The following is a 16058-nucleotide window of genomic DNA, read 5'->3' as shown; positions in this document are numbered from 1 at the left end:
GGAACGAAACATGGCAAGCTGTTTTTGTTCCGTTTAAATTTCTTGTTATATGGTAATTCGCTAGTTAAACTTTTGTTTTGGACACATCAGCCACATGTATTTTTATCTGTTGCCAAGAGCTAAGTGTTGTTTCATTTACAATGTGTTTTATTGGATTAGAAAATAAAAACACTAAAAATTCATCAATGAATACGGATATAGTATTAGTTTTACCAAAAGATTCTTTGCAACGGAGTAGTAATGCATTAATGTATTTAAAATTATTTCTGGTCACCTCAGAGGTACAATTTACATCAGGGGGTATATTGCTTTTAATCGACTCATTTAACATTGATATTTTTAGAATAACATCAGCTAGTCTCTCGACCCCCAATTGATAGATTCTTCCTTGAGAATAACTATTCATCGCGCATAATGTTTCAAGTATAGAAATTAAAACAAGCCCCCTAAGCTCTTGGTCATCCATTGCAAAGTTTTTAAAATTATTTTGTAATGACCTATATAACTGTGAAACAGCTAGAAGATCTGCATCCATTTCAGTGCCTTTGACAAAAGAAGGTTTCTTCGTATCAATATTTACGACCTCGTTATGTGCTCGATATAGGTGAGATAATTCATGATGCATCACAAAAGAGAACGGTAACTCAACGGGGTTATTAGCAATAACTTTTTTTATTAAATTATCTTTAAATAAAAACTCATATTTGGACAAGTTCATTCTATAACATACATTAAAAACGCCAGAGTTAATATAAAATGCATATGGAGATACCTCTGAATTGATAATATCTGAATTTTTAATTCTTATTTCAGCTTCATACTCTCCTCTTCCCAAACCAACTAACGCTTCATTAAGATTAGACAGTTGGGAAGTCGCAAAAATAATAGATCTTTCTACGTATACTCCATATTTTTTATCTTTCTCTTTAGCAGCAAGAATATAGTCTTGTGCCGACATATAAGAATCTAAATCACCTAGCATCATACATACACTCTCCCTTTACCATATAACGCCACGTTAAGGCGTGAGTAAATGTGTGCCACAATTGGAGCGAAGCGAAAATGGCACGCGTTTACGAATCGCTCTTAAACGTTTTGTTAAACGGCTTTATTCATACCAAGACGAAGTGTCGATTTCCACATCATTTGGGTAAACATTGATATCAAGGGGGTCACTTACAGATACATCTACTGACGTTTCAAATGAATAACTATTCGACATTTCCAAGAAGTCTTCACCCTTGCCATACTCTTGACTCACTTCAAGCGAACCAGTCACAATTAAATCCATTCTATTTTCAGTGATCTCGTCGATTACTATAACCTCAGGATATACCTGTTCAAGAATTACATTGTTAGCCAGAATAGATAAATCATCTGGGAAGTTATTAACAACTTTATCAAAGATTTCATCTTGAAGTTTACTTTCAACGCATGACGCTACTTGCCCTTCGAGGGTGCTTAACTGTTCAATTACCTCCTTAGAGCGCTTTATAATAAACTTCATATCATCATAAAACTTATGAGGGCATGAATTTAAGTGCTTAGGAGTTATATGCGTATATTTATTAAAGAAATTGAATTCTTTCAAATAGTCTTTAATACTCTGATTTAGTTCATCAAGCTCATCTTGATTTAGGTATTTATCAGATAGATATCGCTGAGCACAAAACTTGAGCTTCTGCCTACGTGTCACTTCATATCTTGTGCTTTCACGCTTGTACCAGTTCGCATTTTTTACTTCTGAATTTGGTGCTCGTCTATCAATGATTCTGAGCACTAACTCCCTCATTGAAAATGCAAAATTATGAAACCTTAAAGGATTACCGTGAGAGCAATAATTTCTCAAACTAGCTTTAAACAAGGTCTTTTCAAAATCACAAGCTAACAGACTTTCAAATTCAATTATAAAATCATGCTGAAGCAGCTTTTTAAGTTTCATATTACTCCAAATATTGACGTGCCGTTTAACAGCTTATTATACGGCTCGCCTGATAAAGTCGGTCATATAAGTTATTGATTTATAACACCGTATATTCTCTATGTCTTTGATGTCAAGCAATAAAATTCTCTTGGCATCCTAAAACAAACCGAGCTTGCGCGTTAAAGTCGCTTAAAAAATAAGTGATCAAATTTATTTCCGACATTATCAGACAATTATAGATTTTTAGTTAAGCATGATTTACGACTTCAGACTTACTTGATGAGCTGTTTGATTTAAATTAAGCCAAATCCCATTATACCTGTATATAAAAACAGTTCATTAGATTGTGCAATCTAGGCTGTAAGGATGGCAAATGTAAAAGAGCAATTTCAATTAAACGTTGTATGGAAAACGAAGAGAAGCATTGTTAAATAAAGCTTTGGTTCTAACTAACTTTAGGGCACAAACATGTTAGAACTACAAACGAAGTCCAAAGCTGGATAATCCCCCGTTGGAAATCTTTCGCCGTCTTGTCAATAAAGAATGAAAATTTCGCCGGAGCTGCTGGGACTATGGTTTATAAAGAATCAAGAGGGGTGAGCTGTTTTACCCTTCTTGCTCTGGTGTGGGCGAAGCGCCACGACGTTAATCCAAACGGAGTTTGGAAATAGAGAGCACACCACGACGTTAACCCAAACTTTAAAATAAACGCACAATTACCTAATTATCTCCTCCTTATTTTGACGATCAATGAACCTCAAGTGAGGTATTCATCGCTTGTTATCCGTGCTTATACGATTAAGCCTCTTTGCACCCTAGGATCAGATGCCATTGAACTGATATACTGCCCGCTTGATTTTTGGGAGGACCAATGGACGTATCATCATTATTAGATGGCTTAAACGAAATGCAACGCGAAGCAGTGGGTGCACCTCTGTCGAGCATGCTGGTTTTGGCTGGCGCAGGCAGTGGTAAAACACGGGTATTAACCCACCGTATTGCTTGGTTGATGCAGGTTGAACAACAAAGTCCATACTCCATTTTAGCGGTAACCTTTACCAATAAAGCGGCGGCAGAAATGCGTGAGCGTGTTGAAAAGGTCGTCGGCACGAATATGGGTCGCATGTGGATTGGTACCTTCCATGGATTAGCGCATCGTCTACTGCGTACCCATTATCAAGATGCTAATTTGCCGCAAAGCTTCCAGATCATCGATTCTGATGACCAATTACGTTTACTTAAACGTATTCTTAAAAGCCTCAATTTAGATGAAAAGCAATATCCGCCACGTCAATGCCAAGGTTATATCAATGGTAAAAAAGACCAAGGATTACGCCCAAAGCATATTGATGCCGGCGTTTTTCCTATTGAGCAAAATCTACTTAATATCTACAAAATTTATCAAGAGTCATGCGATCGCGCTGGGTTAGTCGACTTTGCTGAAATCCTATTACGTGCTCATGAATTGTGGCTCAATAAACCCCATGTTTTGGCGCACTATCAAGAACGCTTTAAACATATTTTGGTAGACGAATTTCAAGATACCAACGCCATTCAATATGCGTGGATCAGAGTGTTAGCGGGTAACTCTGCCAATGTGATGATTGTCGGTGATGACGATCAGTCCATATATGGCTGGCGTGGCGCTCAAGTTGAAAACTTGCATCGCTTTTTAAATGACTTCCCTGGTTCAAATACCGTTAGGCTTGAGCAAAATTATCGCTCAACAGCTAACATTTTGAATGCTTCGAATGAATTAATTGCTAATAACCCTGAGCGTTTAGGTAAAAAACTGTGGACCGAAGATAAGGCGGGTGAGCCTATTTCAGTCTATTGCGCCTTTAACGAAATGGATGAAGCCCGTTTTATTGTTGGCAAAATGGCTGAGTGGCATGCCAAAGGTGGCAACTTAGCGGATTGTGCGATTTTATATCGCTCTAATGCGCAGTCTCGTGTGCTTGAAGAAGCGTTGCTGCATAAAGGCTTAGCGTACCGTATATACGGTGGCTTACGCTTCTTCGAACGCCAAGAAATTAAAGATGCTATGGGTTATATGCGTCTTATCAATAATAAAGATGACGATGCCGCTTTTGAAAGGGTTGTGAACACGCCAACCCGTGGTATTGGTAACCGTACCTTAGAGATTATTCGCTCCACTGCCCGTCAGCAAGAAATGACCATGTGGCAAGCCAGTGTTCGCTTGATAGAAGAAAAAGTATTAACAGGCCGAGCGGCGAACGCAGTTAATGGCTTTATGGATTTAGTGATTGGTATGCGCACAGACACCTTAGATATGAGTCTTTATAGCATGACGGATACCGTGATTCAGCGATCTGGACTGCGTGCAATGTACGAAGCCGAAAAAGGCGAAAAAGCCCAATCACGGGTAGAAAACTTAAACGAGCTAGTTACCGCAGCTCGCAGCTTTGAAATGCCTGAAGAACTGGAAGATATGGGCGAGCTAAATGCCTTTTTATCTCATGCTGCATTGGAGGCAGGTGAAGGCCAAGCTGACAAGTTTACTGATGCTGTGCAGTTAATGACTTTGCACTCAGCTAAAGGGCTAGAGTTTCCTGTGGTGTTTATGGCAGGGGTTGAAGAAGGTATTTTCCCAAGCAAAATGGCACTGGATGAAGGTGACCGTTTAGATGAAGAGCGCCGCTTATGTTATGTGGGCATGACCCGAGCGATGCAAAAACTGTATATCAGCTACGCTGAGTCTCGTCGTATTTATGGTCGTGAAGATTATGCCAGTCCTTCACGCTTTATTGGTGAAATTCCATCTGAATACGTTGAAGAAATACGCATGAAAGCCTCAGTCTCTGCGCCAGCAATGAGCAGTCGCTTTAACGTACCACGTCAATCCATTGCTAATGACAGTGGCTTTAAAGTCGGCCAAAAAGTGAAGCATTTTAAGTTTGGTCAAGGCATTGTCACTGACTTTGAAGGCACAGCTGATAAAGCCCGAGTTCAAGTGAACTTTACCGACTTTGGCAGTAAGTGGTTGTTAGTATCACTAGCAAAGCTAGAGTCTTGCTAGATGGTACATGTCGTTCCAAAACCGTTTTTTCAGTTGTTGAAGGGCTGTTTAGTTTTTCTGAACCCAATGATCTGATATGGGATAGATAGGATAATTGGTATTGGAACGAGATTTTGAACAAATGGTGACCATTGTCGCTATATCCACGATAAACAAGTGTTTTAACACGCCCTTAGCATGTTAGATTATTCATTTGGCAAACACACATAAATAACGCCAACCCAGAATGGCGAATAAGAAGTGAATATACTTCAAAAAGTGGGAGTGAGTTAGCCATGGCAGTATCCTCATGGACGCTTAAAGAAAAGATTTCAGTTTATAAACGGTTAACACGTTTAGACAGGCCAATTGGGACATTATTACTCATGTGGCCATGTTTGATGGCGCTGGTGTTAGCTGCTGGTGGCATGCCTGATGTAAAGGTACTGGTTATCTTTGTATTTGGTGTATTTATCATGCGTGCCTGTGGGTGTGTCATTAATGACTTTGCCGACAGAAAATTAGACGCCCATGTCGAGCGAACGAAAAACAGGCCACTCGCTTCAGGTGAAGTCAGTAGCAAAGAAGCGTTGATGTTATTTATCGTCATGGCGCTGATTGCGTTTAGCTTGGTGTTATTTTTAAATCCACTCGTGGTTAAGCTTTCGGTGGTGGGGATTATTCTCACCATTATGTACCCGTTTATGAAACGGGTGACGAATATGCCGCAAATGTTTTTGGGGATAGTGTGGAGCTGGTCAATCCCGATGGCCTATGCCGCCCAGCTTGGTTATGTGCCTGTTGAGGCATGGTGGTTATTTGCGGCTAATTGGTGCTGGACTGTGGCTTACGACACTATGTATGCCATGGTTGATAGGGATGATGATTTAAAAGTTGGCATTAAGTCTACTGCCATTTTATTTGGCAGTTACGATCGCCAGTGGATAGCGTTGTTTCAACTTGCCGCACTGACGTGTTTTATATGTGCCGGTTGGTCAGCTGAGCGAGGACTGTTTTACGGCGTTGGTATTAGCAGCTTTATTGTATTCAGTGCTTATCAGCAATGGTTGATTTATAGCCGCGAACGGGCGCAGTGTTTTAAGGCATTTTTAAATAACAATTGGGCTGGTTTTGCGTTATTCATCGCACTTGCCGCTGATTATATTTTACCATACTAATATTGCTGCAAAATTAAGCTAAAACAACTGATTAACTCTGTTATGTTTTAGCTTATTGCAGTGAAACAATATTATTAATTACACATCACTAAAAACAACATCAACAAGGATAGCTGATGCATATTGTTTATTTGCTGGCCGTAGCGGTAATGGGATTATTAACCCTATCTGCGCCAGTCAGGGCTGAGCAGGCCTTTACCATTCCTAATACCTCATCCATTATTTTAGAAGATTCCGATAGAAGCTATAAAATATGGATTAAATTACCTAACAGTTATCAAGAACAAGATCCGATTCAGTATTACCCTGTAGTCTATATGACTGATGCCATGTATAGCTTTCAAGTGGTATCTGGGGTCACACGATTACCGATGAACATGCGGGAAATGGATCAAGCCATATTAGTCGGCATTGATTGGCAAGAAGGCATGAGCCCAGCAGCGAGTCGGATAAGGGACTACACACCAAGTTCAGATAAAAGCTGGAAGCGTAAAACCGGTGAAGCCCAGAGACACCTGAATTTTATCGCTAACAAGCTCATGCCTCATATCAACAAACACTATCGCACTAACCCTAGTCAAAATACCTTAATTGGTCATTCCTTAGGTGGCTTATTTGGCGCCTATGCTTTGCTAAAGCAGCCACAGTTATTTAACCATTACCTATTGAGTAGTCCGTCATTATGGTTTGATGACAAGCAGCTGATGAAGCAATTTCGTTCCGCTGACTTTATGCTAAAAGACGTTAATGCTAAGGTTTATATCGCAATTGGTGAATATGAAACGGCAGCGCTAACTGAGTATGGTCATGACATGGTGGCAGATGCGAAAGCGTTTCAAGCGATTTTGTCCCAAAAGAACAGAATATCAGCTGCGCAAACGCTCAATGTTCGATTACAGGTGATAGAAGCGGCAAGCCATAATATGGCGTTTCCAGCAGCGGCAATTCAAGGGCTAAGCTGGTTTTTATCTGCTGAAAAATAATCTGCTCAGTGGATTAGTTTACGAAGTGATGTGATGAGTGAATTGAGAGTCATATCGTGATGGATAACAAACTTAGCCAATAAGGATTTTGCTATGAGACCTGTCGTAAAATACCGACTGATTTTTTTAGCTATTGCGATAGTGCTATTTACTCTTGGTGTACAGCTCACGCCCGAAACACTAACAAACAGTAGTGACGAGCTAACAGTAACTTTGATTGCTATTGGTTACTTTGTCATTATTCCGTTGACATATTGGTACTGCATTATTGAAAAAGGCGGCCAAAAGTGGTGGAAGCTGATTATTATTTTAAGCACTAGCAGCTTGGTCGCCAGGCTCAGCTTTCCGGCAGATATTGCCGACTATTTTGAGTTTGTTGCTTGGTTAAAATACCCCATTGTTGGGGGGTTATTGATCATTGAAGCTTACCTCGTATTTACGATTATTCGTGGCTTATTAAAGGTTAGAAAGGTAAAAGGCGACCCGAGAGTCAGTGCGGTAGAATTGTATGCAGATAAGGATGAAAAGGCGCTGTCTATTGCCTTTATCGTGGCGGGTGAACCCACAAACTGGTATTACGCTATTCCATGGTTTTCTCGTCATCATCCCACAGCCCTCAGCCACATTAAGTTAATGAGTGCCAAGCCTTGGCATTTGTTAGTCATGCTTACTGGCTGTTTATCTAGTTGTATTGCCAGCTATATGATGTTGGTTAACTGGAGTGAATTAGCCGCGATTATCGTGTCTTCAATCATCAGTTTAACCTTGGTGATGTTGGTGGCGAATTATCGTATCGCGCGCCATTATTCAATGTATTTAATCCGCGATAGACTAGTGATTAATAATGCCATTTGGGGCTTTATGGCGATTGATGTTAATGAGATTGAAGCGGTAGAGGTGAATCAAATAGCCAAAAAGGTTGTTGATAATGAGCTGGCCATTGGGCGAGGCGAGCTGACTAATCTCACCATACGTTTTAACACGCCACAATGGTATTTTGGCGGGTTAGGGCAATTAGTTGAAAAGCTCACCGTATTGCACATTCAAGTTGCTGAGCCAGAAAAGGTGTTCGAGACATTGGTGAATGTTGAACATAATCAAGCGGCGTAATCTTTCGAATTGTTACCAAGCACATTGGTGAAGATTGTGCGTAAAAAAATGCGCCAACGTAGGCGCATTATTGTTATTCATTTGAGCTGATTAGTCGGCATTGATAATGCACTTAATCTGGTCTACTTGGATTAGTTACTCACTAATTTGGCTAAGTCAGCAGGTCGATAATAAACCGATTTTAATACCTTACCTTGGCGAACGACTTTACCCGCCATTTCTACATCTTTTGCACATTTAGCAATGATAAACTCGCCTTTGGTGCTGCCAACAATTTCAACGCCTTGCTTGGCATAATGGGCTACTGTTTCAGCTAATTCTTGCTCATTACGGCATACTTTACTCATGTTGCTTGAGTGGACTTCATCCCAACATTCAATAAAGTTAATTTCGCGATTGTTAGCCACACATAACAGTAAATCAACTAAGTAACTAATTTCTATGCGGTCAGTGATTTTGCTAGCGCCTAAATGCACTAAACGCCCCATAAGCACATAAACCGAGTCAACGATGGCGTCAGCTTGTTCAACACGGCAGTCAGCTTCAGCAAGCTCTGTTAACTCTTCAATGATGAGTGAGGTATGTAGGGTATCCGCTTTATCATCTAGGCTGGTCGCATCTTCGATGGGTAAATCAAAGGTGCTGCGAAATTCTCTGATATCACGGTATAAATGGTCAAAAATGGATTGGTCTAAAACAGATAACTTCATGAGTCAGTAAGCCTAGTTAATAAAATAGGCGATTATGGTAATGAATTGCACTTCGTACTACAAGAAAAACGGCGACACAGGGTCACCGTTAGGATAATAAAAATAACCGCCCATAAAACAGGGATCGGGCGGAGGTTAATAGAACCTTTTGTGATGATGAAACTAAAACTGATTTGTTATCTATTGGCATATTTGGCAATTAAGCCATCTAAGTAAGGTTGAATACCTTCGTCAGTCCAATCGATATAGCCTCGAACAAACCCAACAAGATTCCCTTTGCCGTCAAGAAAGAAACTTGCAGGGAGTAAATCTGCAGGCATGATGTAATCAATGTCTTTGTCGGGATCGATCCAAGTGGCATATTCTCCAAAACCGTGTTTTTCAAAAAACGGTTGGATATTGGCTAGATCTTCGTCAATCGAAATAGGGACTAAAGCAAAGTCATTATCTTTATTGCGCGCTTTAATCGCCTGCATGGCTGGGATTTCCTTGATACAAGGCGCACACCATGTTGCCCATAGGTTTACCATGACCAATTTACCTTGATGCTGTTTCAAATTGACCGTTTTTAATTGTTGGTCTTTGAAATCAATATCTTTAATTTTTCTGGCATTGTGCAGTTCGACAAATCGGGACATCACCATAGGTTTAGCGATAGGTTCACCGGTTTCATAAACTTTGGCTTCATTAGGACTAGCGACAGCATTAAGGTGCAGACTGCCAGTCAGTAATAGCATGGTAAATGGAAGTAATTTATTCATAATAATTCTCATAAGATTGTGGCGCTGAGTCGGCTTGTTGTTTTTTGATCCAAGCAATGCCACCAAAAGCGGCAAGTAAGATTAATCCAAGTGGAATGACCCATAATGCCAACGTGCCTGAGTGGAAACTTGGGGTGTAGCGGATCCGTTCGCCAAAGCGAGCGACCATAAAATCAATGATTTGTTGTTTAGATTGGCCTTCATCGAGTTTTTGAAAAATATGCCCTTTAAGTTCATTAGCAATTTGAGTTTGTGAATCAAACAAGCTGCGATTGTCGGAAATTGGACAACGTAATTCTTGCGCAATTTCAAACCCCAATGCACGTTTTTCACTGGCGCTATACTCGTTTGGCATCGTGATATCTTCAGCACTTGCTGGTTTTACACTGATGGCAATCAATACGCTGACAATCAGACTAATCAAGATGTGAGATAAATGACTCAATGAGCCTAATCGAGACGAATTAACTGTTGGAAATATCATGGTGTCGGCTCCTGTAATGCCTGTGATTGAGACAAGGCTTGAAGCTGTTTTAGAGGTCGAGCTGTTTGTGATTGATGGCGGTATAAGGGACTTTTACAACCAAACACCACCACTAGCCCTGCAATCATCATCATTAATGCACCAAGCCATAAGCCATTTATCAGTGGTTTATAGCTGATACGGATCAGGTATTCGGTGTCATTTAGCGGTGTACCCATTGAGACATATAAGTCTTTTAACGGGCTCGAATGCACACCTGCTGCTGACATTTGCATACCGTTGGTTTTAAAGGTACGACGTTGCGGATAGACATACGCAATAGGATTTTCATTACTATCCATTACGAGGATATTAGCTTGCAGTGCATCATAGCTTTGTGTTGTCACATGCTGAGTTTGCTCAAAGACAAATGTATAACCGGCGAGTTCTCTACCTTGGTTAGGCCCCATACTGAGCACTTCTTCTTGCTCAAGATTTGAAACGACGGTACCTGCAAGTATGGCCATCGCAACGCCAAGGTGTGCAAGGCACATGGCGTAAAATCGGCGGCTATGATGTTTATCTGCACCTTGTTGGTGCTGAATAATGGCAACCATGATTGTCAGCACTAACCAAGTAACAGAGGCTAATCCGAGGAAAAACCATACATTGGCCTGCTCGAGTGCGACATTGAATATCGCAGCAGTGATTATTGAGATGAGCAATAATATTGCAGGTACAGTGAGGTTTGAGCGTTTATCGACTTGCCAACGTAGCAGGGGAGCAAGCCCCATTAATAGGCTTAGTATCACCACAATAGGCACAAAAATACTGTTGAAGTAAGGAGCACCTACTGAAATCGTTACGCCAGTGAGCACGCGATAAATTATAGGGTAGTAGCTCCCTAATAAGACAGATAATGCGGCGACAACAAATAATAGGTTACCTATTAGCAGAAGGCTATTACGGGATATCAGAGCAAATTTATCACGGGCCTGAATGTATTGCGCTCGGGTGGCAAATAAACCTAAAGCACTACCAGAAAATACAATTAGCAGGAATAAAATCGACATTCCTCTAGTCGGATCGGCGGCAAAAGCATGGACTGATTGCACTACCCCAGAACGGACAATAAAGGTACCTAATAAACTGAGCGAAAACGCTAAAATAGCTAAGAATAAGGTCAACTTTTTACATTGTCCGAGTCGTTCACTCATGGTCACTGAGTGAACCAGAGCCGTAGCCACAAGCCATGGAATAAATGAGGCATTTTCAACCGGATCCCAAAACCACCAACCACCCCAACCAAGCTCGTTATAAGCCCACCATGAGCCAAATGCATTCCCGCCAGTTAAAAATACCCAGGCCATTAATGCCCAAGGTCTTAGATAACGTGCATGTTGCTGAGTAAATTCCTTGCCAATTAGCGCGGCGACAGATGCTGCAAAGCATACTGTTAAACCGACATAGCCAAGAAATAATAACGGAGGATGAATAATCAGCCCGATATTTTGCAAGATAGGGTTTAAATCTCGCCCTTCAATAGGAAAATTCGGCAGTAATCTAACAAAAGGATTAGAAGTGAAAATGATAAATAAGCTAAAACCAAAAATCACTAATGCTAGTACCGATACGGTACGAATAAAAAACGCATGATGATTATTAGCATGAGTATTGGCAATAATCGCAGTCCACAGGGCGATGGCCGATACCCAAAACAACATTGATCCTTCATGACTCCCCCAAATCGCAGCTATTTTATAAAATGTGGCAAGTTGCGTATTGGAATGATCGGCGACATAAGCAACAGAGAAATCATTAGTAATAAAGCTGATGCCTAAACAAATAATGGCACCAATAAATGCACTAATCATCATATTACTGAGTAGACGGTAATAGCTAATTAAATAAGCATTATTATTCGATAAACCAAGCATAGGTATTATAGCTAATAATAATGATAGCACAGTCGCTATTATTAATAGTAAATGTCCAATTTCAGGAATCATATTATTACCTATTATATATGTGTGTTTTAATAACTTCTAAATAAATGGAATGGAATTTATATATTCAATGATATTAAAAGTTAATCCGTATTAATGTTATTTGTTAGTCTAGTTTTATAATTATTATGTTGTGCCTAAATAACCTTGAGTAGAGGTTAACTATCTTAGTATTAACTTTCTGTGAGATGGATCTTACTATTTTCCCAGTGAATAGTTTTTATTTTATAAAAGTGATATTTATTATTTTTTACAGATAAAAAAATCGCCTTTTTATATAAAAAATAAAATAAAACAAACAATAGGTATCTGATTTTGTTGCTTATTTTTGCTTTTATCTTTTGTTATCTGTAAGGCGTTTTTTGGTGTGATCCAGCTCAATTTTTGATGGCTTATTAGCTTTAAAATAACTCTTGCTCAAATTAATTATATCGTTCGCTGAACTGCCAGGTTCGACGACAAAATATAAAATAATGATGATTAGGAGTGGGACAATGAAACAGGCTAAATACAAGATGACAGCACTAAGCGTGCTAGTTTGTCTTGGCATTGTTGGCAATGCAACTGCAGCTGGTAAATACGATAGTGTGCCAGCCATGGGTAAAACAGCTCAAAAAGTACTTGCAGCCCCAAATGGTGATGAAGAAGCAAAAGGCGTTAAAACGCTGCAAGATTATATTGTTCAAGAAAAAGAACTTTTTGATTACTTATTTCAAAACCATCCATTATTTAAATACCATGAAGAAGGTAACTTAGTGGGTGATTACCACATTAGTGACCGTGGTGAAGAATATTTAGATACTGGTAATAGCCCGAAATACAGTAAGCGTGTTGGTCGTCCAAGTGCGGTGCAATATCGCCTGGGGGCAAAATCTATTTTAGATTATCCGAACAAGTTTGTTGGACCTGAAAAATGTGGTGAGTGTCATGCTGTGCAATATGAAGCATGGAGTCGTTCTCGTCACTCTAAAACAATTCGTTTCCCTGGAGAGCATCCAGAAGTCGATAACGATTTGAACAAAACCATGTACAACACCAAAGATACTTCTATCTTACCTGACGGTATTACCCCTGATGCCATTTATGCAACCGTTGGTACGCCTCGTACAAAATATGGTTTCATTGATGCGTGGATGGTGCGTGGTACTTACCATATCCGTGATGGTTTACTAAAAGATGGCACCGGTAAAATGGTTGCTGGTGGTAACCAATTCTCACGTGGTTGGGCGGAGTGGCTTACCCCTGAAATGGCGGCAAAAATTAATGCTGCCATTCCAGAATTCCCTGCAACAAACGAAGGTAAAGCATTTGGATTAAGTGGTTCTCACCAAGTGGGCATGAGCTCGTACGGTGCGAAATACGAAAAAGAAATGTTGTTCCAACCAGCGAGTTCTTACTGTGAAGTTTGTCATAGCTTCAAGTTCGACTTCCAAAGCAAAGATGAGTACTTAGCGGCATTAGGCGACCCTGAAAAACTTCGTGAGCATACGATTTCTAAAGGTATTGCTTGTGAAGAGTGTCACGGCGCTGGTGGTCACTTAGACGGCGGTAATGGCGGTGGTATGCCATCTAACTGTGAACGTTGTCACCAACGTTTCAACTATGTTGATGAGTTAGCTGATACAGAACAAGGTCAAGAGAAACTTGAGTATGCCTTCGGTGTGAAAATGAAGTCTGCATGTCCATCATGTGGTACTGAAGGATCGCAAATGTTTGCTTCTATGCATTATGAAAAAGGCATGCGTTGTGCCACGTGTCATGATCCGCATGAAGTGACAAGCAACGATTGGAAGTCTGGTTATACCAAACCGAAAATGAAGAAAGAGTGTTCAGACTGTCACGCTGCGCAAGCAGAAATTGCTGACAATACGAAAACTCATAGCGAGCAAAGCTGTACAAGTTGTCACATGCCTAACATGGGCAGCTGTGAAAACTTCACCGCAATGCAGTTCCCTGATCAAGCTGGTTTCGATGCCGTACGTAAGTCTCACATGTGGAAAATCGAAATTGACCCAACTCAGAAAACGCTAAATCCACCAGAAGGCAAGTCTCGTGAAGCGACGACTAAAGGTTGGACTGTTGCGAAGAACGCAGATGGTAATAACTACTTAGACTTAATGTGGTCTTGTGCTCGTACTGCGACCTCTGATGATAACGTTGTAAATGGCAAAGGTTGTCATAGTCAGTTCCAATCTGAACTTGACCCAAGCCTACACTACGAAGATCAACAAGAGATCTACGGCGAAGTCATGAAGTTCCAAACACCAATTAAAGAAACCTACGCTCAAGTTGTTGGTGCACTTGAAGCTATCGACCAATTACTAGAAGTGACTAAGTTATCTGTTGAAGATAAATCACAAGTACTTCTGTTGGCTGATAAAGCTCAAGATGCAGTGACCTTACTTGAAAAAGACGGTTCTTGGGGTGTTCATGGTGCGCGTTATACCCAAAAACGTATCGACGCAGCATTAACTTACGTGACCCAAGCTCAAGCCATTATTAATGGTAAAAAAATGTAAAACCCAGATGGCAACGAGCAATCGCTCGTTGCCATTTTTAATAGCTCGGCATCAGCCGATGCCGAGATATTTAGAGAGAAAGACCATGAAAAAATTACTTAGCAACCTCCTGATTACTGTCTCGTTGTTTATTGCCGTGCAAGCACAAGTCTTTGCTGGGGCTGGGGGAGATTTAATCCCTGTAAAAATGAGCAATATTCAGCTTAATCCGATTTCAATGCGTGAAGCTGAGTCATTAGTGGGCAATGAAGATGTTTATTTTTTTGATGTAAACACATTGGAATTATGGGCTGAAGGATTTATTCCAGGCGCTGTGTATTTCAATGTGAAGAACTGGAAAGAGTTACTTCCAAAAAATAAGGATGCCGTGATGGTTTTCTACTGTGCAAATACCTTATGCACTTCGAGTGCGATGGCTGCTCGCGAAACAGTAAAGCTCGGGTACACAGGAGTTAGACATATGGCCGAAGGAATTTACGGCTGGCGCTTGTCTGGCAGAGTCATAGAAAAACCATAACGATTTTATTACCGATTAACAGCCTGAGGCTTGTTGTCCGCAGGTTAACTTTTTAAAGAGAGAACATCGAATGAAGCTATTAACTAAAAGCACTTTAGCAGTTGCAACTTGTATGTCTTTGGTTTTTTCAGCAGGAAGTTTTGCTACTGAAAGCGTTGAAAATGATATTGAAAAACATTCCTACAGTATGGGTGCTTCGATTGGTAATTACCTATCCAGTCAAATTTATAACCAAACAGAGTTGGGTGCTCAAGTTGATGTGCAAAAAGTCATTGATGGTGTGATTGATGCGCTAAAAAATGAGCAAAAAATGTCGGATGAAGAAGTACTCACTTACTTAAATGAGCGCAGTGAATTACTGAACTTATTAAGCTCGCAAAAAATGAAACAAATTGCCCTTGAAAGCAAGCAAGCCAGTGAAGCTTACTTAGCTGAAAACAAAAACAAAGATAGCGTCACCATTACCGAATCTGGTCTGCAATACGAAGTGATCAAAATGGGTGAAGGCGTAAAACCTAAAGCGGAAGATGTTGTCACCGTGAAGTACAAAGGCACGATGGTTGACGGCACAGTATTTGATGAAACCACAGACCCTGTTCGTTTTGCATTATTAACCGCTATTCCAGGCTGGGAAGAAGGCTTACGTCTTATGCCAGAAGGGTCAACATTCCGCTTTGTTATTCCATCAGAGTTGGCTTATGGCAAGGATGGCGCTGGCGATATTCCAGGTGATACCGCATTAATTTTTGAAGTCGAGTTAGTGAAGTCTGAAAAGCCAAGTGAAAACGCTAAAGGCATGGGCCTAAGTGGTATGGGTATGAATGGCGCAATGGGCTCACACGGCTCTCACTAAGCGACAACACTTAAT

Annotated in this window: 13 protein-coding genes; 7 read left to right on the top strand and 6 right to left on the bottom strand. The window is 40.5% G+C overall.

The features are described from left to right. Positions 1-64 precede the first annotated feature (64 nt). Both ACGEDC_RS05740 and ACGEDC_RS05735 read right to left on the bottom strand, forming a co-directional pair. Positions 65-985 carry a hypothetical protein gene (locus tag ACGEDC_RS05740; RefSeq protein WP_394497024.1) on the bottom strand — a complete coding sequence of 307 codons (921 nt, stop codon included), beginning with the start codon at positions 983-985 and terminating at the stop codon, positions 65-67. Between the two features lie 123 nt (positions 986-1108). Beyond that, positions 1109-1942: a hypothetical protein gene (locus ACGEDC_RS05735; RefSeq protein ID WP_394497022.1), complete on the bottom strand. Its 834-nt coding sequence runs from the start codon at positions 1940-1942 to the stop codon at positions 1109-1111. 853 nt (positions 1943-2795) lie between these two features. Between ACGEDC_RS05735 and uvrD the strand changes: the two genes are divergently transcribed. The 4 genes from uvrD to ACGEDC_RS05715 all read left to right on the top strand — a co-directional run bounded on the left by uvrD (position 2796) and on the right by ACGEDC_RS05715 (position 8214). Next, positions 2796-4964 carry a DNA helicase II gene (gene uvrD / locus ACGEDC_RS05730; protein ID WP_394497020.1) on the top strand — a complete coding sequence of 723 codons (2169 nt, stop codon included), beginning with the start codon at positions 2796-2798 and terminating at the stop codon, positions 4962-4964. A gap of 275 nt (positions 4965-5239) precedes the next feature. Further along, positions 5240-6121 (top strand): 4-hydroxybenzoate octaprenyltransferase, encoded by an 882-nt coding sequence (gene ubiA, locus ACGEDC_RS05725; protein WP_394497018.1) that lies wholly within the window; start codon positions 5240-5242, stop codon positions 6119-6121. A 116-nt stretch (positions 6122-6237) separates the two neighbouring features. After that, positions 6238-7104 (top strand): alpha/beta hydrolase, encoded by an 867-nt coding sequence (locus ACGEDC_RS05720; protein ID WP_394497016.1) that lies wholly within the window; start codon positions 6238-6240, stop codon positions 7102-7104. Between the two features lie 93 nt (positions 7105-7197). Further along, complete coding sequence (locus ACGEDC_RS05715) at positions 7198-8214, top strand: hypothetical protein (RefSeq protein WP_394497014.1); 1017 nt, start codon at positions 7198-7200, stop codon at positions 8212-8214. A gap of 131 nt (positions 8215-8345) precedes the next feature. Here the strand turns inward: ACGEDC_RS05715 and ACGEDC_RS05710 are convergent, their stop codons facing one another. The 4 genes from ACGEDC_RS05710 to ACGEDC_RS05695 all read right to left on the bottom strand — a co-directional run bounded on the left by ACGEDC_RS05710 (position 8346) and on the right by ACGEDC_RS05695 (position 12157). Further along, positions 8346-8924, bottom strand: a complete 579-nt coding sequence (locus tag ACGEDC_RS05710) for a nucleoside triphosphate pyrophosphohydrolase family protein (RefSeq protein ID WP_065109368.1) — start codon at positions 8922-8924, stop codon at positions 8346-8348. 176 nt (positions 8925-9100) lie between these two features. After that, on the bottom strand, positions 9101-9685 hold the full coding sequence (locus tag ACGEDC_RS05705; protein ID WP_394497011.1) for a TlpA family protein disulfide reductase: 585 nt from the start codon (positions 9683-9685) through the stop codon (positions 9101-9103). Further along, positions 9678-10169 (bottom strand): cytochrome c-type biogenesis protein, encoded by a 492-nt coding sequence (locus tag ACGEDC_RS05700; protein WP_211029338.1) that lies wholly within the window; start codon positions 10167-10169, stop codon positions 9678-9680. Before ACGEDC_RS05700 ends, ACGEDC_RS05705 begins: the two co-directional genes overlap by 8 nt. Further along, the gene (locus ACGEDC_RS05695; RefSeq protein ID WP_394497009.1) at positions 10166-12157 is read right to left on the bottom strand and encodes a heme lyase CcmF/NrfE family subunit; all 1992 of its coding nucleotides are present in this window, start codon (positions 12155-12157) and stop codon (positions 10166-10168) included. The genes ACGEDC_RS05700 and ACGEDC_RS05695 overlap by 4 nt, the downstream gene beginning before the upstream one ends. Positions 12158-12648: 491 nt before the next feature. Here ACGEDC_RS05695 and ACGEDC_RS05690 point away from each other — a divergent pair, with 491 nt between their 5' ends. The 3 genes from ACGEDC_RS05690 (at position 12649) to ACGEDC_RS05680 (ending at position 16043) form a co-directional block, all read left to right on the top strand. Then, positions 12649-14673, top strand: a complete 2025-nt coding sequence (locus ACGEDC_RS05690) for a cytochrome C (RefSeq protein ID WP_065109372.1) — start codon at positions 12649-12651, stop codon at positions 14671-14673. Between the two features lie 85 nt (positions 14674-14758). Further along, entirely contained in the window at positions 14759-15190 is a 432-nt protein-coding gene (locus ACGEDC_RS05685; protein WP_394497006.1) for a rhodanese-like domain-containing protein, read from the top strand. Positions 15191-15260: 70 nt separating this feature from the next. After that, on the top strand, positions 15261-16043 hold the full coding sequence (locus ACGEDC_RS05680) for an FKBP-type peptidyl-prolyl cis-trans isomerase (RefSeq protein WP_394497004.1): 783 nt from the start codon (positions 15261-15263) through the stop codon (positions 16041-16043). Positions 16044-16058 lie beyond the last annotated feature (15 nt).

Source organism: Shewanella sp. ENK2 (assembly GCF_043568515.1).
Lineage (GTDB): Bacteria > Pseudomonadota > Gammaproteobacteria > Enterobacterales > Shewanellaceae > Shewanella > Shewanella japonica.
The sequence above is the reverse complement of the archived record's forward strand: the minus strand, read 5'-3'. Positions and strand labels throughout refer to the sequence as shown.